The organism is Staphylococcus coagulans (genome assembly GCF_002901995.1).
In the GTDB taxonomy this organism is placed as follows: Bacteria; Bacillota; Bacilli; order Staphylococcales; family Staphylococcaceae; genus Staphylococcus; species Staphylococcus coagulans.
The window spans coordinates 17,234-37,883 of sequence record NZ_PPQN01000028.1 but is presented as its reverse complement, the minus strand read 5'-3'; the positions used below and the strand labels follow the sequence as shown (position 1 = coordinate 37,883).

Sequence of the window (20,650 nt, the reverse complement as noted above, 5' to 3'; positions counted from 1 at the left end):
ATACAATTCTATGCACTCAATATAGACCTACGCACATTAAACATTTGTTCATAATTTTAGGCGGGGCAAAAATTGATTTCCGCCCCGCCTCGTTTAGACTAGCTCGAATTGTGCACCCCGGAATGTTGACCGATGCATATTTCGAGCATTTTTAGTTATCTTAATTTTAGTTTCTTTTGTTAATGACGCAACATAGCTCCCAAACCATAAAATAGGCGCGCGTTCTAATTTACATCTTGCTGCGCTTCTAGTTCTTGTTGTAACGTATCAAACATTAATTCAAAACCATGTGCCGTATGATCGTGATAAGCTTTTTTCTTCTGTTTGTATTCTAAGTTTGTCAATCGTCTTTCTTTAGGTACTAGGCCTTTATAATAAAACGTCATCTGCGTAATACCTGGACTTCTTTCTTCAAAGTAAACTTCAATTTCATCCGCTTCATCGCTAAACTCGGGCATTTGAATCGTTTGAATGATATGGGTATCTTCAACTAATGTTTGATAAACGCCTTCAATCTCCAAGCGTTTGCCTTGACGTTGATCAACTATTCTATAAGTGCCGCCCTCTATTGGATGATTTTCTAATTCTTGATTCGTACGACGTGAAGTCATAAACCATTCTTTCAATTGCTCTGGCTCCAACCATGCACGATACGCGCTTGTTGGTGTCGTCTTCATGAGACGTACAAGTTTTATTTCAACCCATTCATTTTGCATATGCTTCACTTCCATTCTCCATACTTTTCCCGATGAACTCCATCATGTTTATTGTAACTTAAATCCATACACATACCGAATAAATTGAACATCTCACAACCTATTTTGCTAGACTATTCCTAAACGTTTTTTCAAATTTATATTAAGAGAGATGTCACTATTTTTTGCGTTCTAGTCTTGGAAGGTTAAAAATGATAGCCACCACACCACATAAAGCAAGCATAATCGGATAAATAGAATAAGGTAATAACATGACGGGCGATATACTCGCGACACCCGCTGCCGCAATCAACTGTGGACTGTACGGTACAAATCCTTGAAACGCACTGCCGAAAATATCCAAAATACTTGCCGATTTACGTGCATCAATTTGATACTCATCCGCTATATCTTTTGCTAGGGGACCTGCCATAATAATGGAAATCGTATTGTTTGCAGTTGAGATATCTGCAATACTCACTAATCCAGCAATACCAAATTCGGCGCCACGTCTAGACTTAACACGACTTTTAACAAAGTTTAATAGCCAAGTAATACCTCCGTGGTGCTCAACAAGGCCAATCATACCACCAATCAATAAGGCAATCATGGCAATATCTTGCATACCTATAATTCCTTCCGATATCACTTTTAATAAACCTGAAAAACTAAATGCATGATCAATAAGTCCTATGACACCTGCAAGTGCAACGCCACCTAATAATACTAATATGACATTCACACCGATAATCGCAAGAATCAATACAAGCAAATAAGGAATCACTTTAAACCATTCGTAATCATATGTTTTTGTATGATCAATTTGGTAGCCCATTGTGAGCCACCAGAGTAATACAATGGTAATCAGTGCACCTGGCACTACAATTCTAAAGTTCACTTTAAACTTATCACTCATTTGCGTTTTTTGTGTGCGAACGGCAGCTATTGTCGTATCAGAAATCATAGACAAGTTATCTCCGAACATCGCGCCGCCAACAACTGTCGCCATTGCTAACGCTGCTGGAATTTCGGTAGCTTGGCTAATCCCAAAACCGACTGGCGCAATCGCAGCCACTGTCCCAACAGATGTCCCCATTGAAATAGAGATAAACATACAAATGATAAATAGACCGACTATCAAATAATTTTGTGGAATTAATGACAAACCTAGATTCACTATTGAGGTCACACCACCCATAGCTTGGGCTGTCTTTGAAAACGCACCTGCAAGTATAAAGATAAACATCATTAAAATAATATTAGGATGACCTGCTTTTTGAGCAAACACTTCAACTTTAGTGGTCAACTTCTCTTGACGATTCATCATAAGTGCAACAACGACGCCAATAATTGCGGCAACATTTAACGGCATAAAGGTAAAATCCTTCGTAATGATACCGGCGCCTAAAAAAATACTTATAAATACAACGAGCGGTGTTAATGCCCACGGATTATTTTGATCTCGATATTGTTTAGACATTTTGAAACTCCTTATTTATAAAAAGTATAGTCCCCTTTTTTCAATTTCATCAACAGAATAAAACTTTCCTTATATCAAAATCATTCATTGTTTATCTGTCCTTTTAAACATCCCTTTAAAAATAACCTTAAAAGTCAACTTTTTATATGCGTATTGATTTAAAATTGAATTTTACTGTTAAACAATACATGAAATCTAATTTAACGTCAATGTCAACTTGAAGCCTCCCAAATCTCTTGAATTAAAGCCACAAAATAAGCTGGTACTTTTTCTAAAATGGCTTCATTAGGATTGTATTGTGCATGGTGAAGCGGATATGGACTTTCAGAACCTATCATCGCAAAGTGAACTGGCGCGACATCTTGATAACCTGAAAAATCTTCCCCAATCGTTAAGGCACGAGGTAAAACGTTAGCTTGATAGCCTACATGTTCTGCACTTTTTAATGCCATTTGTTGTAAAGTATCATCATTAAATACCGCACCTGCTAAACGTTGGTAATCTAAATCAACTTGAGCATCAAATTGGAGCGCGAGTCCTTCACAAATTTGAGTCATACGAGCTTCAACCTGGTCTCTAACATCCTTTTTAAAACTTCGAATTGTGCCCTCTATCATAGCATCTTGTGGAATGACATTCCAAGTGTGGCCGCTATGCACTTGCCCGATAGTTACAACCGCTTCATCATGTGGTGCAATGTTTCGACTGACGATCGTTTGCAAACTCGAAATGAGCTGACTCAATATCACGTGTGGATCTTTCGCATTGTGTGGCATCGCGGCATGTGCACCTATGCCATGGATTCGAATAATGAAACGATCCACATTCGAAGTCATAAATCCTGTTTTAGCACGCCATTCACCCACTTTTAATGTTGGATCATTGTGAAACCCTAAAATTGCCTTCGCACCATCTAGCACACCCGTTTTGACCACTTCAAAAGCCCCTTCACTAATTTCTTCTGCGGCTTGAAAAATTACACGGACACGGCTTTTCAACTGCGCTTCCTGTTCTTTCAATTGAATGGCTGTAGCTAATATGGCAGCCATATGAATATCGTGGCCACAAGCGTGCATCACACCTTTGTTTCCAGAACGAAATTTTAATGCGGTTTGTTCTTCAATAGGTAAAGCATCAATGTCAGAACGAATGACGATAAATTCTTCCCCTTGACCGATTTCAGCAACTAACCCTGTTGAAAGCGGCGTATTTAATATTTGTATATCATAAAGTGTTAAAATTTCACGAATCCGCTGCGTTGTCTCGTATTCTTGATTGGATAATTCTGGATTATGATGAAAGGCTCTTCGCCATTCAATGAGTTGGTTCAGTTCAACTGGCATCATTGCCACGTCCTTTCATATCATTTTTAAATCGTTTTACAAGGTAAAATATAAGCGTTCCTATCAATACCCCTAATGCTAATTGATGTGTTCCTATAATCAATAAGAATGTAATGCAAATGGTACCAAATTCGATCCAGCGTTTTTCTCTTATATAATCCAACGTTTGTTTTTCAAACGTCCCCATCGCAATACGCATCAATACGATTGCTAAAACAACAAGTGGAATACGGCCGACAATCGGTCCTAAAAACATGAGAAATAGCAATAACATCACGCCTGTCGTAAAAGTCGATAAACGGGACGTTGCGCCAAGTTGGTAGTTATATTTGGACTGTCCGACAAGCGCACTGCCCCCGATACCACCAAGTAAACCGACAAGCGCATTCGTTAACCCTTGGCCAAAGGATTCCTTATTGATACTACTTTGATTATCGGTGAAGTTATCCATCATTTGTACAGTCAAACTTGTTTGAATCGTCGCAACTACAGCAAGCATTAATCCAAATAACCCAACTTCAAATAAGGTCATCCACTGTAACGGTACATCTGGAAACCCGATTGATGGCATTTCAAAATGGAGCTTGGCTAAATCTTTCACATACTTTAAATCTAAGTTGAAATATTCCGCAATAAGTGAGAAAAATAGAATTGTAACCAAAGCAGCAGGAACACGTTCAGTAATGTGTGGTAGCCAAAATAACATACACAAACTTCCTAAAGTGATGATATTTGTCAAAGCCGACTGACCTACAACATACTTAAGCTGAGAAGTGAGTAGAAGATAGCCAAGTGCATTCATAAAGCCAATGACCACTGGTGCTGGAATTTTATAAATCATTTTTTCTACATTACAAAATGCAAACAGTATTTGAAAGAGCCCCATGACGATCATCGTCGCAATAAGCATTGCTATACCGTAACGCTCATTAATCAATACAGCAACAATTGACACACCACTACTCGGGGCTGATACCATCAAGCGGCGCGCGCCAAGAAAACTAATTAGCATCATCATCAACGCAGAACTCAACAACCCGATTGTTGGACTGACACCGGCGATAAAAGAAAAAGCAATGGCACCCGGTATCATCGCAAGCGCAACGAGCATCCCTGCACTGATATTTTGGGCGACGCTGCCTCGCCAACTATTTAAATAGGCTAATACATCTCCCCTCATACCTATTCCCCCATGTCTCGTATACAGTTGTATATATTGTATCAAATTTAAAAAGTTAAGTTGACATATCGATACATTTTACGCATATATGCTTTTTGCGTTAATCATTAAGAGGCTGTGACATACATTACTAAATAAATAGCGCTAAGATGATTTTCTGTTAAAATCATCTTAGCGCCCCCCTTTTAAATGATAAAACTTCGTATGATATGACTTTGTTTTCCGAGGGAACAGTCTCAGACTGTAGTCTTCGGCTCATCCTCTTCCCTCAGGCGTCTCGTCATTAATACTTCATTTCCGTATGTCATCTTTCACTATGATAGTAAAAATAAGTCGATTACGTTTTATTTAATTGAGTAACAACCCAAAATAACTTAATGATATTTATGAGTTGAGACTTCAGCCCTTAAGCAATCGCGTTCAGGAAAGTAGGCTATCAAAGATTTTATGCCCCGAACGCTTATAATGAATGGTAAACTTAAACTTATAATAATCCCAAGTGACGGTCTACAATGACACGCCCTTTTTGAATAACTTTTTCTACATGGTTTACCCCATAGTGATAAGGAACGTATTCATGATTGGGTGCATGCCAAATCACAATATTCGCTTGATCACCAGGATTAATTGTACCTGCATCCACATCGATTGCCTTAGCTGCATTCACTGTAACTGCATTCCATATTTCATTTGGTGATAATTTTAATTTTAAAGCTGCAATCGCCATGACCATTTGTAAGTTATTTGTTACACAACTTCCTGGGTTGTAATCCGTAGCAATCGCAATCGCTCCATTATGATCTAACATACCTCTTGCATCGGCGTAGCTTTCTTTCCCTAAATAAAATGTTGTCCCTGGTAAGAGCACCGCTACTGTGTTCGAATGATTTAACTTCGCTTTGTCTTCTTCACTTGAAGCAACAAGATGATCTGCAGAAATCGCTTCTTCATCAATGGCAAGGCCTAACCCCCCTAATGGATCAATTTCATCTGCATGAATTTTGACTTTAAATCCTTGTGCCTTAGCTGCTTCCATATATCGTTGAGATTCTTCAATAGTGAAAACGCCTGTCTCACAGAAAATATCTGCAAAATCCGCTAATCCTTTCACTTCGGGTAGTAAATCAATCATTTCTTGTAAAAAGGCTGCATTAGACGTCGCTTCTTTAGGGACAGCATGAGGCCCTAAAAAAGTATGTCGCATCGTTAAACCATATTTCTCTGCCAATCGATTAGATATTCTTAACTGCTTTAATTCATTTTCTTTATCAAGGCCGTAACCACTTTTACTTTCTACCGCTAACACGCCATGATGCACCATCGTTAACAATGCGTGTTCTGCTTTGGCAAATAGCTCATCTTCCGTTGCTTGACGTGTCGCTTCAACGGTAGATAAAATACCGCCGCCCGATTCTAAAATTTCTAAATATGACTTACCTTGTCTTTTTAGTGCCATTTCATGTTCACGTGAGCCTCCATGAATAAGATGGGTATGGGCATCCACTAAGGCAGGTGAAACGACACGATTTGAGGCATCGATTACTTCTTTAGCTTCATAGTCTTCTGTGTATGGACCTGAATAAACAATTTTACCGTCATCAACAACAACAGTCCCATTTTGAATGACTGTTAATTCATCCAATTCTTTCCCTTTTAAAGGTCGATCGACAGATTTAGGCAAAATCAATTCTTTAATATTTTGAATGATTAAATCATATGCCATTAAGCTTCATCCTCCTTCTTCATCATTGGAATATCGATTCCTTTTCTTTGCGCTGTTTCAATCGCAATGTCATAGCCTGCATCTACATGTCTTACTACACCCATACCCGGATCCGTAGTCAATACACGTTTTAATCTTCTTTCTGCACGTTCACTTCCATCTGCGACAACGACCATACCTGCATGTAAGGAATAACCCATACCTACGCCGCCACCATGATGCACAGAAATCCATGAACCACCTGCTGCAGTATTGATAAGTGCATTTAAAATCGCCCAGTCACCGACAGCATCCGAGCCGTCTTTCATTGATTCTGTTTCTCTATTTGGCGAGGCAACTGAGCCAGAATCTAAATGGTCACGTCCAATAACAATTGGTGCTGAAATTTCACCTTTACGCACAAGTTCATTTAATGCCAGCCCCATTTTCGCACGTTCACCGTAACCTAACCATGCAATTCTTGACGGTAAACCTTGAAAGGCAATCTTCTCTGTTGCCATATCTAACCAGCGCATGAGTTTTTCATCTTCAGGGAAAAGCTCGCGCATCAATTGGTCTGCACGTTCAATATCTTTAGGATCACCAGACAATGCTGCAAAACGGAAAGGCCCTTTTCCTTCACAGAATAGAGGTCGAATATAAGCTGGTACAAATCCAGGAAAATCGAAGGCGTTTTCAAGCCCTTGGTCATAAGCAACTTGACGGATGTTATTGCCATAATCAAAAGCGACGGCACCTTTTTCTTGAAATGCCAACATGGCTTCCACGTGTTTTTTCATTGACTGTTGTGATTTTTGTACATAGGCTTCAGGATCGCTTCCTCTCAACTGTTCCGCTTCTTCTAAAGAATAGCCTTCTGGAATATAACCATTCAACGGGTCATGGGCTGACGTTTGGTCCGTAATAATATCAATTTTAAAGTTTCGTTTTAATATTTCATGATGAACTTCAGCTGCATTTCCAACGAGTCCTATGGCTAATGCTTCACCATTTTGTTTGGCTTTTTCAGCTTTTTCTAGCGCTTCATCTAAAGAATCGGTAATGATATCACAGTATTTTGTATCAATCCGTTTGTGAATACGTGAGGGGTCAACGTCTACGCCAATCACAACCCCTTCATTCATCGTCACGGCGAGTGGTTGTGCACCACCCATGCCCCCTAATCCAGCTGTTAATGTAATCGTTCCTTTTAATGAGCCATTAAAATGCTGCTTTGCTAATTCTGCAAACGTTTCATATGTCCCTTGAACAATCCCTTGTGAGCCGATATATATCCAACTTCCCGCAGTCATTTGGCCATACATCATTAAGCCTTTACGATCCAATTCATGGAAGTGTTCCCAATTGGCCCATTTCGGTACGAGTACAGAATTTGAAATTAAAACGCGCGGTGCTTCTTCATGTGTTTTAAAAACTGCGACTGGTTTACCTGATTGAACGAGCATCGTCTCATCTTTTTCTAATCGTCTTAACGTTTTAACAATCGCATCAAAACTTTCCCAGTTTCTTGCTGCTTTTCCGATGCCCCCATATACGACGAGTTTGTCGGGGTGTTCTGCAACTTCCGGATCTAAATTATTATAGAGCATGCGTAAGACAGCCTCTTGTTCCCAACCTTTACATTCGATTTCCAATCCTTTTTTCGCTTTAACTTCTCTAGCCATAATGCATCTCTCCTTTGATTAAAATAGAACTAAACTTAATGGAATCGTGATTAACAATGTGAGCGTGACACGGATAAACCATATACACACAAGTTGCCAAATTGGCACTTTGATTTCTGTCGCTAAAATACACGGCACTAGCGCTGAAAAGAAAATGATAGCGGATACACTCGTAATCCCTACAACAAACTTCACTTGTAAAGTGGCATTAACGACAAGTAATGAAGGTAAAAACATTTCGATAATTGAGATTGCAGATGCTTTTGCTAGTAACGCTTGATCCGCAATAGGAAATAGATATACAAATGGATAAAAAATGTAACTTAAAATATCAATCACGGGTGTGAAATTAGCGAGCAATAAACCAACAAAACCAATCGATAAAATCGAAGGCAAAATCGCTACCGTCATTTCTAATCCATCTTTAAAATTGAGCCATACATTTTTTACAAGAGGAAGTGCCTCGTGTGATTGTTTTTTAACTTCCATCCATGCACTTTTCCAACGACTTCCTTCAACAACGACTTCTTGATAGCCTTCTTGATTGTTGTAATACGCTGTAGAAGCATTTGAAATCGGTGGTAAATGTGCTGAAATTGCTGTTACGACAAATGTAATCACTAAGCAACTCCAAAAATAAAGGTTCCAATGCGGAATCAGATCGAGCGTACGCGCCACAATTATCATAAATGTGGCTGAAACAGTAGAGAATCCTGTCGCTATAATTAAAGCCTCTTGATAATTGTATACCCCTTTTTTATACACACGATTTGTAATTAATAGTCCAAGTGAATAGCTGCCGACAAAGGACGCCACTGCATCAATTGCTGATTGACCGGGCGTTTTAAATAGCGGCCTCATAATTGGTTGCATTAAAATGCCAATAAACTCTAACAAGCCGTAGCCAACTAATAGCGATAATGCAATTGCACCGACAGGTATTAAGACGCTGAGCGGCAACATGAGTTTTTCAAATAAAAATGGTCCATAATCTTTTTGAAACAATAAGGCTGGGCCTATTTTAAAGACATACATCACACCGATGACTGCACCTAAAACTTTAAACAATACAATAACAAAGTCAGTTACTGATTTTTTGTATTCTTTCCTTATAATAGGTAACAATGCCCCAATTATAATCATTAACAATGCGATGTAAGGCATCCATTGATGCAGTCCCGATCGAATCACAAGGTGAACATGGTCGACAATAATCGTTTTCTCACCATGCCATTGAATTGGGACAAAAAAGCAAACGACACCCATCAAGCTATAAACCCAAAAGCGCCACAGCTGTTTGCCTTTTAACACTTGTTTTTGTTCTCCCATCACAGTTCCCCCTTTAAAATCGTGATGTTATTCTCTTTGTTTCATTCAAATCATCTCCAATTGTGATATGCGTGTGCCAATGTTTTTTCAATTCTTACTATTCTCATTGTAATATGGTAAGCTATCAATAACTAATATAAATAAACTAATTATCTATAAACATAAACTATAAATAAGAGGGAACGATATGAAGATTGTACAATTGGAATATTTTATTGAAGTTGTAAACCAAAATAGTTTTACTAAAGCCGCACATATTTTACACATTAGTCAGCCATCACTAACTGCGACGATTAAAAAAATGGAGAACGACTTAGGTTATCCCTTGTTAAAAAGGACAACGAAATCAATCTCCATTACCGAAAAAGGGATTCAGTTTTATAATGAGGCCATTGAACTCGTCAAACACTATCATCAAACGATAGAAAAAATGTATGATTTAAAAATGAGCCAAACCCCTAAAATTAAAATGGCCATTATTGAATCGGCTGCGCATTGGGTCGCCAATGTGATACGGCAGCATCAAACGATACATCCCGAGCAACATTACCAAATCACAGAAATATTAGATCCACACGTACTGACACAAAAGTTAATTAACTTTGATATCCATATCGGATTATCTAACGATGAGATACGACATGATGACATTATTTCTTTGCCACTTTACAAGGAAGACTACGTCGTGCTCGCGACTAAAGACGCATTTACACATCAAAAATCCATTTCAATTAAAAAATTACCATTGATAGTGCCTAATAAGAAATATCAAGTTCGCAAACATATTGATGATTATTTTACGCGCCTTGAAGAACGACCTAATATTATTATGGAAGTCGACCGCTTTGAAGCAGCGACCAATTTTGTACATCAAGACATGGGATATGCAGTGATACCTCGCATGTACTACCAGTCCTACTCTACAAATGATTTACGCGCAATTCGAATTCGCCCAAGTATTGAACGCACGATATATTTAAATTACTTAAAAAAACGTCAATACAGTCCACATATATTAAATCTTGTGCAGTCTTGTCGTCAATACTGGGATATGGGATAACACGAAGGACATCAGTCACGCATACATCGTTTAGCTAACATCGTTTTCTCATCATTCAACCTACACTATCCCTTTATGAAGCGGAACAATGAATAAAATGTGATAATAAATGTGCAACGAGTTTAGCTGTGCGTTGATCGACATCATACTTTGGATTGGTTTCTGCGATACTCACTGAGGTCACTTTAGGTGATTCTAAAATACGTCTCGCTAAGTCCAATACCGTATAAGGTGTCAATCCGAGTACTGCAGCAGCACTGACACCGGGCGCAAAGGCACTATCAACGACATCCATGCAAATCGTAAATAAAATCACATCATGTGCGTTAATAAAGTGATCAATTTTATCTTTCACGGGCGGCCCGATTTGATCGACAAGCTCTTCAGCTAAAACGTACGCTGTATCCGTCTCTTCCGCGTAATCAAATAACGATGGTGTATTTGCAGGGCGTTGGATACCTAAAACAAAATAATCTAAGTTTTCATCTTCAGTCAACATTTGTCTAAAGCTTGTACCAGAGGTTGAGTGTTCCTCATAGCGATTATCAAAATGTGCATCAATGTTAATGACGCCTATGGATTGATCAGGATAAGCTGCACGGACACCTAAATATTGAGCATATGCGATGTCATGGCCGCCTCCTAATAAAAATGTTCTTTGGTGCTGTTGCAGTAATTGGTGTACATAATGACCAAATTTTTGTTGTGAAGCGAATAATGTATCAGCGGAATGGATCCAATTACCATAATCTACGATGTTTAATGACGTCGATGCAGGCAATCCTGCAAATGCACGTTTAATCGCATCGGGTCCGTCTTTAGCACCGACACGACCTTGATTCAGTCTGACACCTTCATCGATGGCATAACCGAATAAAGCAACTTCTGCTTGTTGTTGTGCAACCTCATCAATATGAGCTAACTGGATGGTTTGAAATTGACGAAATGCGCGCTGATCCGTTTCACTATCTAAACGACCTGTCCATAATTCATGATTTGGCTTTTGATACATAAGAACCCCCTCTTTCGTACGAGACTTTAATTGGGTTGTCCCATCTTAGCAAAAAATTGAAATAGTATACTTATCGACAAATACAACTTCATATTAAGTAGCGACTATTCTTGAATCGTTTGACATGCTGTGATAGATGAGGCACCCCTACGTCTTAACTTTCTACAATTCTATGCTACTATTTTTACCCTTGAAAATACAAAGAAAACGTTAACAAGTGGGGAGAGTCAGAAATTAATGAAGATTGCTTTTTGATAAACTTGAATCAAGCTTATTGATGTTTAAGTCGGTAGAGACACGATTGAACGTATCATTTGGGGTTTATGTGACACGATAAAATCTGTAACAATTTTCTTAACTTATATTACAATTCAATGATATTTGACTGTTAATAATTTATTTCTTTACAATATATGTTTATAATGAACGTTAGATTCTATGACTTGATCGTCGTCCTTTCTTGCGTTGCATTTCAATTGCAACACGTGTTTATAGGACACCCTCATGCATACGAACCTCATTAGCTACGTTTAATATGGAGGATTTTTTATGAATCGAACGCGTATTTCAGGCTTCCAATGGGCAATGACCATCTTTGTGTTTTTTATTTTTGCATATGCAAGCCCCTTGATTTTACAAGATTTCCAGAAAGCATCTGGTTTTAAACCGTTTGTATTTGCATTAAATAGCTTAGGTCCATTTATTGCCGCAGTATTATGTATCATTGTATTTAAAAATAAAAAAGAACAACTTGGCGGATTAAAGTTAGGGATTAATTTAAAAGTTATTGAAAGAATTTTATTAGCACTGACTTTACCTTTAATTATTTTTATCATCGGTATGTATAGTTTTAATACATATGCGGATAGTTTTATCTTATTACAGTCTAAAGACTTGTCTGAGACGATTTGGACTATTTTAATTGGCCATCTTCTTATGGCATTCTTTATCGAGTTTGGTTTTCGTTCTTACCTATTAAATATTGTCGAAGCAAAGTTACCACACTTCTTTGCGAACATCGTTGTCAGTGTCCTTTATTTAGTATGGGATGTTAACACTGCATTTGGATCAACTTATACTTTATTCAGTGCACTCTATGTCTTTTCATTTTCAATGATAGCAGGCGAACTTGTTAGAGGCACAGGCGGGCGTTCAATTTATATCGCTACGCTTTTCCATGCTGCCATGTCCTTTGCTAGAGTCTTTTTCTTTAGTGAGGAAATTGGAGATATCTTCTCTATGAAAGTCCTTGCTTATTCTACAGCAAGTGTTGCAGCCGTAGTCGTTGTATTAGGTCTCATCATGCGTCTCTTTACACCACGTCATAAAGATGAAGATGACGATACACCATTGATGTTCGATACGTCTCAAGAGGAAGAAGATAATCCACTTGAAGAACATTATGAAACAGAAACAGCAGTGGAACCAAAATCGACAACAAAAAGTTCTGATGCACCAGATGCAAACGTGCAACCAGAACAACAAAATGATGCAAATGTTGTCGAAGAAGTAACGTCTAAAGAACAAATCAAAGATGCAGAAAAACAAACGGACGAAACAAATCAATCTATTCAAGAGCGTGAGGCGACATCATCGCATACAGCCGATGAAGAAAAAATAAATATTGAAAATACGGATAATGAGGTTCAATCATCTGCACAAACACTGACAGATGAAAACGACGTGGCAAAAATGTCAAAACATGAGGACAAAGCAGATTGATATTATAAATAAAAAGTAGCCGGTCAATGACCGCGCTACTTTTTTATTTGTTCGGAGTGATGAATCACTTTTAAGCCTTCATCCGTTCCAACGATGGCTTCTTCAACTGTGTCTAAGAAATAGCCTGTTTCTAATATGCCAACAAGGTGAATTAAATATTCATGAAATGCATACGGATCAATACTTTGATTTAACGTACAATCTAAAATATAGTTCCCATTATCTGTAATAAAGGGGATATCACCGATCATACGTCGTGTCACTTTAACGTCAAATGCTTGTTCAATGGTACGAATCAACTGACGCCAGTTAAAAGCATCCACTTCAACAGGGATCTTGAACGTTTGTCCTAAATAATCAACTAACTTTGTTTGATCCGCAATAACGATAAATCGTTCCGCAAAAGTATCGATGACCTTTTCTCGAAACAGTGCCCCACCGCCACCTTTAATTAAGTTTAAGTTAGGATCAATTTCATCTGCGCCATCAATGGCGATATCGATATGTGTCACATCATTAACATCAACAATTGGAATATCTAACGACTTCGCTTGTAGTGCTGTACGCTCTGAAGTACATACGCCTTTAATTTGGTATCCCTTTTCATGGATGAGTTGCGCAATTTTCGGAACGAGCAATTCAATTGTACTTCCTGTTCCAATGCCCACCGTCATGCCATCTTCAATACGACTTATCGCTTCATCTAGTGTCATTTGTTTTAGTTGCTTAATGCCCATTGTCGCACTCCTTTTTTATGACTTATGTATCTGTCTTTATTGTACAATATTCATCTGAAAAAGCCATGACGAATCAACCGAATTACGTTAAAATAAACTTTAAATATGAGGAGGAAGCAAAATGAAATATCAAATCCATGCCATCTCAACGGGAAAAATAGAATCTTTACAATATCGAAACGATCGACCTATGAAAAGTGCGCTTAACAAAAAGCCCATTCAAGATAAAGTATGGCTATCTCAAACAGGTTTAATCACAGACGAACAAGAATATAAAGACCACGGCGGACCTGATAAAGCACTCTGTTTATACAGTTATTCCCATTATGATATGTGGAAAGAAGTTATCCACCCCTTACCTGACTATGCTTTATTTGGCGAAAACCTTACTGTATATCATGTAGATGAGACGTCATTATTTTTTGGTGATCAATACCAACTTGGAGAAGCGCGTATCGAAGTCTCTGAAATACGTGAACCTTGTTGGAAAATCCAAAGTAAATATGGTTATCCTCATCTTGTTAAAGATATGACGTCTTCTGGAAAAACAGGCTGTTACTTCCGTGTCTTACAAGAAGGCTATGTTTCTCCGAATGATGACTTGCAACTTATAAAAAGTACGCCTAAAGTAACAAGACTTTCTGTTCAAGAACTCAATGATATATATTATAACGATAGAAAAAATAAAGACCGCCTCGCATACGCGATTCAAAACCCATTCCTTACACAAAAGCGCAGACAAAAACTTGAAAAAATGCTTGCACGCCTCTAGCTTTATGGACGCAAAAAAGCAGGCTGACTATTGTCACCCTACTATAATATCGACTTTAATTAGCATTGAAACAGGAATCTAAGTATTGAAGTCTTTGGCTTCAAAGATAAAGACCTGTTCAACAGGCTCATTGAAAATACGCGCAATCTTTACCGCTGTCAAAATAGAGGGCATAAAATCATTGCGCTCTATTAACGACACGGTTTGACGAGAGATACCCGCCTTTTCCGCTAATTGTGTTTGATTATAGCCGTCTCTTGCACGTAATTCTTTCAAACGATTGCGCATCGCATCATCTCCTCAAATAAAAGTAAAATTGGGATGAAACTATAAATTTGATATAAGATGCATTTTACACCTTTAACAAGGCAGAAATAAAGACAAAAGCAAACTTCTATAAGTGTATTTTTTTACATATAAATTGTCTTTTGTACGATTCTTAAACAGAAATAGGAGGCGGAAAACGTCATATTCTCTCTTCCAACCTCCTTAAACTTATCCCGCACTTGCCTGAGTTCACATTGTATTTAACAATTGGATATTCTTTCGATTTGAAATGCTGTTTTAGAATAAAAAGGTGTATTAGCTTTCAAAATCGAATAGGCCTTGGGACCTAGTAATTGTATATCATTAGGTACGCTTTGAGTTTCGACTGTAATACCTGAATGAGGCTTAAAAATATTCATATGACTTTTCCAATTTTCAGAGTCATTTAACGTATAAAGTACAACTTGAGGCGCATCTGTTGAAACATGCAAAGCAAGATCATCATTTAAAATTGATAGTTGACCATCCGCCACTTCAAAAGGATGATCTAAACCTCTCTTCGCATTCACTTGTTGCTGGATGCTATCCTGCGTAGTATTAAAAAGTTGTGCTAACTGAATCTGATTCGAACCCATTTCTTCAACGAGATCAATCGGAGTTAGCGTAGGCATGCCTGTTTCATCTAAAGGATACATTGCTAATCGATCACTTGCGATTACATGGTTATCCACCACATTGCTATCTCGATTTAAATTAAAATACACGTGATTCATTGGATTAAATAATGTATCTGCATCTGATTGTGCTTCATACTCAATCGTCCATGTTTCCGATGTATCATACGTAAAAGTCACTTTTACATCTATATTTCCCGGGTAATGATCTTCTTCTTGTCGTAATTGTGTAGTAAAAACAACTTGCACCTTTTCTGAAAGATCCTCTTTAATGATTTGATAATCAAACAGCCGATCTGACAAACCATGATGTCCACCATGTAAATGATGTGGTGGATCATTTTGTTCAAGTGTATAGGTTTTGCCTTTTAATTCAAATTGACCGTTTGCTATGCGACCGCCAACTCTTCCAACTGTTGCACCAAAATAAAAAGGATGATGAGGATAAAATTCATCAGCTTCAACTTCGTTCCCTAAAACAATATTATTGTCGCCAATTCTCCAACTAACAATACGTGCACCGTAATTCATGAATACAATTTTACTTTTGTTATTTTCTATTTTGATGAGTTCAATACCATTAGATTGTTGTTCAATATTAATAAACATTTTTACACTGTACTCCTTTACACTGCTCCCAAAGTTTATCCCCTAGTTGGCAATACCATTATGAGCACCCCTATGATACAGATGGCACCACCAATCAAATCAAACTTGTCCGGCGGTTCTTTATCAATCCAATATGACCATAAAAGGCTCATAACGATAAAGACACCCCCATACGCTGCATACACACGTCCAAAAGTTGGAAAGGTTTGAAATGTCGCAATCACGCCATATAAAATGAGTACAACACCACCGATGAATCCAAACATGAATGGTCGTTCTGCACGTAACCATAGCCATATGAGATAACCGCCACCGATTTCACATAATCCTGCTATGATAAAAATCACTGTGGAATACACAAAACTCACATCTTCACCTCATATATTTTACTCTATTCTAACAGTATACTACAAAAAACAAATGATAAGGCAATCACACTTTCACAAAGTGAATATGACTTGTGGCCATCACCGATAAAAAGGTAACTGAATTCCTAAAACAGTAGTGTCTGTTTACGAAACCCGTTACCTTAATATTTATTCATCATTTTGATATCTTTTTTAAGATTGTTTTTGGCGTTGAAAAGCGCGTTTTAAAACATTGACCCATCCTTTTTCAAACGAAAGAACCGAATTTTTATATGTTTTTGCAGCAACAATAAACAACACAATAATGAGCACAATATGAATAATTACTGCAATAATACCTTCTATCGTTGAGACATTGGACAAGGATAAGCGAGAGAATGTCACAAACGGTGAGAAAAACGGTACATAACTTGTAATTTTGATAAATAAATTGTCTGGATTAAGCGCCCCAAAATAACCTGAGTAAAATGCACCCATTATTAATAAATTCATTGGCATTAATGATTGTGCCATATCTTCTATTCTAGACGTTAAGTTACCTAAAATAGCGGCTAAGATAACATAACTAAAGATGCCAAGTATCAAGAAGAGCAATCCGAAAATGATCAAGCGAACGATATGAGGTGTAAATTCTACAGATATCGAGTCGAAAGTATGTTTTAAATCAAATATAAAATAACAAGCGACGACAGTGATAAAGAGCGCTAAGATTTGAGTGAACGCTACTGCCAATACGGCTAAAATCTTGGCTAAGATATGATGCACAGGATTTACACTCGTAATAATCATTTCGGAAACGCGCGATGTTTTTTCAGTCGCGACTTCCATCGCTATTTGTTGTGCATAATTAAATGTAATAAAAAATATTAGAAATGTTCCTGCCATTACAATTACTTTGCTAAAACTTTCTTCTTCAGAACTTAAATTTTGATCTGCTTGACCTTCTTTTTGAACAATTTGGCTTTTAACGTTACTTTGTGCTTGTAACTTTTGTAAATCTTGTCCTTGAAGTCCTAGATCCTGTGCCACCTTTTGCACTTGTAGTTGAGTTAAAACAGATTGTAATGTCGATTTATCTTTATCTGATGGTATATCGTGACTTAAAATAGTTCCATTGAGTTCATGCGTCTTCGTCTCATCAATTATAAAAGCTTGATCAATATCTTCCTTTTTTAATTTTTGCTTTGCTTGTTTTTCTGATACATGTTCAAACTTCGTGTCTTCATTGACAATCGAATATTGCTTTTTGACTTGTTGATACAAATTTTTATCCTGCGTTACAATTGCAATACGGTCTTCTCCACCGTCAAACAGTTTAATGATTTTATCCACATTCGCTAAACCGATGATGAGCAAAATCATGATGACCGTCGTAGTGATAAAAGATCTAGATCTCAACTTCTTTTGGTATGTGATTTGGAAAGTCGCAAAAAATTTATGCATTTTTGTCACCTACCTTCTCTATAAAGATTTCATTAATCGTTGGTTCCATTAGTTGAAAACGTTTCGCATAACCTTTTTGTTGAACGATTTGAAATATCGCTTCTGCCACAGTTTCATTTTCAATTGTAAAATAATTTTCTGAGCGATGAGTTTCATAATGTAATACACCTGGGAGTTGCGCCGCTTCTGATAAGTCATAAGGTGCATCGACGACAAGACGTTGATAGCCTGCTTGTTGTTTCACTTGTTGAATATCCCCTTGTACAACCATCTGTCCACGATTTAATATACAAATATTATCGCAGAGCTCTTCGACATGTTCCATACGGTGTGAGCTAAAGATAATCGTCGTCCCTTTGGCATTAAGATCTTTGACAGCATCTTTTAACAACTCTACATTAACTGGGTCTAACCCACTAAATGGCTCATCCAAAATCAATAGTGACGGTTCATGAATCATACTTGCGAGCAATTGTACTTTTTGTTGGTTCCCTTTAGATAGCGCTTCTATTTTTTTATGACGGTTTTCTGTGATTTGAAAACGCGCTAACCAATAATCTAATGCTTTTTTGATATCCGCATTTTTCATTCCTTTTAAAGTTGCTAAATATTTGAGTTCTTCTGTTACAGTCAATTTAGGATGCAATCCTCTTTCTTCTGGTAAATAGCCAATGATGTCATACATCGTTTTATCTATCTTTTTGCCTTCGTATGTAATTTTGCCTTCAGTCGGTTCAGATAAGCCTAAAATCATACGAAATGTCGTCGTCTTACCCGCACCATTTCGTCCTAAAAAGCCCAACATCTTACCTTTTTGAAGTTCAAACGAAATGTCATCTACTGCCACAAATTGTTTGAACTTTTTCGTGACCTGTTCTACTTTTAACGTCATTGATGTAGCTCCTTTCGCTATACGATTACTTTGAATATACAAGAATCCAATAAAAATGACAAGTATATTTGTCAAAATGACTTATTTATATTTCATTAACTGCATTGTAGTACACTTAAAGCATAACGCAAATTGAAGCAGTTAACCTTACTTAATGTCAATTTGTAGAAAAAAGTGTAGCCAAGATGAAACACTTCCTTAGAAGGTGTCAGCAAAGTGCTTTCATCTCAACTACACAAGCGTCTATTCATTATTTATTTAATAGCCTACTAAATATGCAATAGACATCGCCACTGCACATATCACTACCCATGCAAGTATCAGTTTCCATACAAATTTAATCCACTGTGTATAGCTTATATTTGCGACTGCTAAAGCACCCATTAGAACAGCAGATGTTGGAAAGAGACTATTACTGATTGCATCACCATATTGAAAAGCTAAAACAGTAATTTGTCGATTCACCTCGAGTAAATCTGAAATTGGCACTAACAACGGCATTGTAGTTAAAGCTTGACCTGATCCAGAAGGAATGAAAAAGTTGAGGAAAAATTGAAAAATGAACATCCCTATAATCGTCACAACTGGCGGTAATCCTTCTAACATTGATGACATGAAATAGACAATTGTATCGATAATCTTTCCGTTTTCTAAAATAACGATAATCCCTTTCGCAAAACCAACAATCATTGCACCAAACAAGACATTTTTCATACCTTCTAATAAAGCGTCGAATGTACCATTGAAACCTAGGCCAGCTACAAAGCCAGCAAGCAGTCCTGCTAACAAAAAGTTTGCACTCATTTCATTAAATGTCCAACCGAATTTAAAAATCCCAAAAATATTCAGTCCAATAGCCCCAACAATGAATAATAAGCTGACGAATTGTCTACGCGAAAATGACGGTATCACTTCTTGTCGATGACGATCCACTTCTTCCTGTTCTAATTTGTATACGATACTCTGTTCAGGCGAACGTTTCACACGTCTTGCATAGCGCATGACCGCCACCATTGCAGCCAGCAAAATAAAAATATAAATGATAGAACGCAATCCCCATCCTGAGAATAGGGGGAGTTCGGCGACGCTTTGTGCAACGCCGACTGTAAATGGATTGAGCATACCTCCAATAAAGCCACTCGCTGCACCTAAAATAACGATTGCCGCCCCCGTCAATGCATCGTAACCTAAAGTTCGCGCAATTATAATCCCAATAGGCACAAAAATAATCGTTTCTTCCGCGAGTCCAATTGAAAAACCTAAAATTGAAAACATTAACATAGTGAGCGGAATCATTAACACTTTAAACTGCCCTAATTGCGTCATCAATCGCCGAATCCCTGCTTCTATTGCACCGCTCTTATGTACAATCCCAAAAGCGCCACCTACTAAAAAAATATAAAAAACAATTTCTCCACCACTTATTAATCCTTCTGGTATAGCACGAAAGATATCCAATAAACTTGCAGGCTGTGAAGGTAAAATATGATAAGAATCAGGCACAACAACCGTCTGGCCATTGACCTTTTTTCGTTCAAATGTTCCCGCCGGTATCAGATAAGTCAATAGTGCAGCCACCACAATCACCATCATCAATAAAGCATAGGTATGTGGCATCTTACGTTTTTTCAGCTTGTTTTTCATGATTAAAACATCCCTTTTGTTTAAATTTTCGAAATA

Annotated in this window: 18 protein-coding genes; 3 read left to right on the top strand and 15 right to left on the bottom strand. The window is 37.6% G+C overall.

The features are described from left to right. Positions 1 to 224: 224 nt before the first annotated feature. From CD118_RS07100 to CD118_RS07070, 7 genes are all read right to left on the bottom strand, one after another. Positions 225 to 731, bottom strand: a complete 507-nt coding sequence (locus tag CD118_RS07100) for an SRPBCC family protein (protein WP_082165711.1) — start codon at positions 729 to 731, stop codon at positions 225 to 227. 142 nt (positions 732 to 873) lie between these two features. After that, on the bottom strand, positions 874 to 2,175 hold the full coding sequence (locus CD118_RS07095) for a Na+/H+ antiporter NhaC family protein (RefSeq protein WP_050330137.1): 1,302 nt from the start codon (positions 2,173 to 2,175) through the stop codon (positions 874 to 876). A 212-nt stretch (positions 2,176 to 2,387) separates the two neighbouring features. Then, positions 2,388 to 3,518, bottom strand: coding sequence for an amidohydrolase (locus CD118_RS07090; RefSeq protein ID WP_103356464.1), 1,131 nt, complete (start codon positions 3,516 to 3,518; stop codon positions 2,388 to 2,390). After that, complete coding sequence (locus CD118_RS07085) at positions 3,508 to 4,698, bottom strand: SulP family inorganic anion transporter (RefSeq protein WP_060829495.1); 1,191 nt, start codon at positions 4,696 to 4,698, stop codon at positions 3,508 to 3,510. The genes CD118_RS07090 and CD118_RS07085 overlap by 11 nt, the downstream gene beginning before the upstream one ends. Positions 4,699 to 5,182: 484 nt before the next feature. Further along, positions 5,183 to 6,421 (bottom strand): imidazolonepropionase, encoded by a 1,239-nt coding sequence (gene hutI / locus CD118_RS07080; RefSeq protein ID WP_060829494.1) that lies wholly within the window; start codon positions 6,419 to 6,421, stop codon positions 5,183 to 5,185. After that, positions 6,421 to 8,085, bottom strand: a complete 1,665-nt coding sequence (hutU, locus tag CD118_RS07075; RefSeq protein ID WP_103356463.1) for a urocanate hydratase — start codon at positions 8,083 to 8,085, stop codon at positions 6,421 to 6,423. Before hutU ends, hutI begins: the two co-directional genes overlap by 1 nt. Before the next feature lie 18 nt (positions 8,086 to 8,103). Next, positions 8,104 to 9,414 carry a YjiH family protein gene (locus CD118_RS07070; protein WP_060829492.1) on the bottom strand — a complete coding sequence of 437 codons (1,311 nt, stop codon included), beginning with the start codon at positions 9,412 to 9,414 and terminating at the stop codon, positions 8,104 to 8,106. Positions 9,415 to 9,601: 187 nt separating this feature from the next. Between CD118_RS07070 and CD118_RS07065 the strand changes: the two genes are divergently transcribed. Further along, the gene (locus CD118_RS07065) at positions 9,602 to 10,474 is read left to right on the top strand and encodes a LysR family transcriptional regulator (protein ID WP_060829491.1); all 873 of its coding nucleotides are present in this window, start codon (positions 9,602 to 9,604) and stop codon (positions 10,472 to 10,474) included. Positions 10,475 to 10,547: 73 nt separating this feature from the next. On the opposite strand, the gene hutG is transcribed toward CD118_RS07065, so the two are convergent. Next, on the bottom strand, positions 10,548 to 11,486 hold the full coding sequence (hutG, locus tag CD118_RS07060; protein WP_103356462.1) for a formimidoylglutamase: 939 nt from the start codon (positions 11,484 to 11,486) through the stop codon (positions 10,548 to 10,550). 549 nt (positions 11,487 to 12,035) lie between these two features. On the opposite strand from hutG, the gene sdpC reads away from it, so the two are divergent. After that, entirely contained in the window at positions 12,036 to 13,208 is a 1,173-nt protein-coding gene (sdpC, locus tag CD118_RS07055) for a peptidoglycan release complex CPBP-like subunit SdpC (protein ID WP_060829489.1), read from the top strand. A 35-nt stretch (positions 13,209 to 13,243) separates the two neighbouring features. On the opposite strand, the gene CD118_RS07050 is transcribed toward sdpC, so the two are convergent. Next, positions 13,244 to 13,945 (bottom strand): ribose 5-phosphate isomerase A, encoded by a 702-nt coding sequence (locus CD118_RS07050; protein WP_103356461.1) that lies wholly within the window; start codon positions 13,943 to 13,945, stop codon positions 13,244 to 13,246. Between the two features lie 121 nt (positions 13,946 to 14,066). Here CD118_RS07050 and CD118_RS07045 point away from each other — a divergent pair, with 121 nt between their 5' ends. Continuing rightward, entirely contained in the window at positions 14,067 to 14,717 is a 651-nt protein-coding gene (locus CD118_RS07045) for an MOSC domain-containing protein (protein WP_060829487.1), read from the top strand. Between the two features lie 78 nt (positions 14,718 to 14,795). Here the strand turns inward: CD118_RS07045 and CD118_RS07040 are convergent, their stop codons facing one another. The 6 genes from CD118_RS07040 to CD118_RS07015 all read right to left on the bottom strand — a co-directional run bounded on the left by CD118_RS07040 (position 14,796) and on the right by CD118_RS07015 (position 20,614). After that, positions 14,796 to 15,005 (bottom strand): helix-turn-helix transcriptional regulator, encoded by a 210-nt coding sequence (locus CD118_RS07040; protein ID WP_016426259.1) that lies wholly within the window; start codon positions 15,003 to 15,005, stop codon positions 14,796 to 14,798. 239 nt (positions 15,006 to 15,244) lie between these two features. Then, positions 15,245 to 16,267: an aldose epimerase family protein gene (locus tag CD118_RS07035; protein ID WP_103356460.1), complete on the bottom strand. Its 1,023-nt coding sequence runs from the start codon at positions 16,265 to 16,267 to the stop codon at positions 15,245 to 15,247. A 35-nt stretch (positions 16,268 to 16,302) separates the two neighbouring features. After that, a complete protein-coding gene (locus CD118_RS07030) occupies positions 16,303 to 16,635 on the bottom strand; it encodes a YnfA family protein (RefSeq protein WP_016426257.1) in 333 nt (110 codons plus the stop codon). A gap of 192 nt (positions 16,636 to 16,827) precedes the next feature. Next, positions 16,828 to 18,078: an ABC transporter permease gene (locus CD118_RS07025; RefSeq protein ID WP_060829485.1), complete on the bottom strand. Its 1,251-nt coding sequence runs from the start codon at positions 18,076 to 18,078 to the stop codon at positions 16,828 to 16,830. Beyond that, entirely contained in the window at positions 18,071 to 18,970 is a 900-nt protein-coding gene (locus CD118_RS07020; RefSeq protein WP_103356459.1) for an ABC transporter ATP-binding protein, read from the bottom strand. Before CD118_RS07020 ends, CD118_RS07025 begins: the two co-directional genes overlap by 8 nt. Positions 18,971 to 19,228: 258 nt before the next feature. Continuing rightward, the gene (locus tag CD118_RS07015) at positions 19,229 to 20,614 is read right to left on the bottom strand and encodes a YfcC family protein (RefSeq protein WP_103356458.1); all 1,386 of its coding nucleotides are present in this window, start codon (positions 20,612 to 20,614) and stop codon (positions 19,229 to 19,231) included. Positions 20,615 to 20,650: the final 36 nt, after the last annotated feature.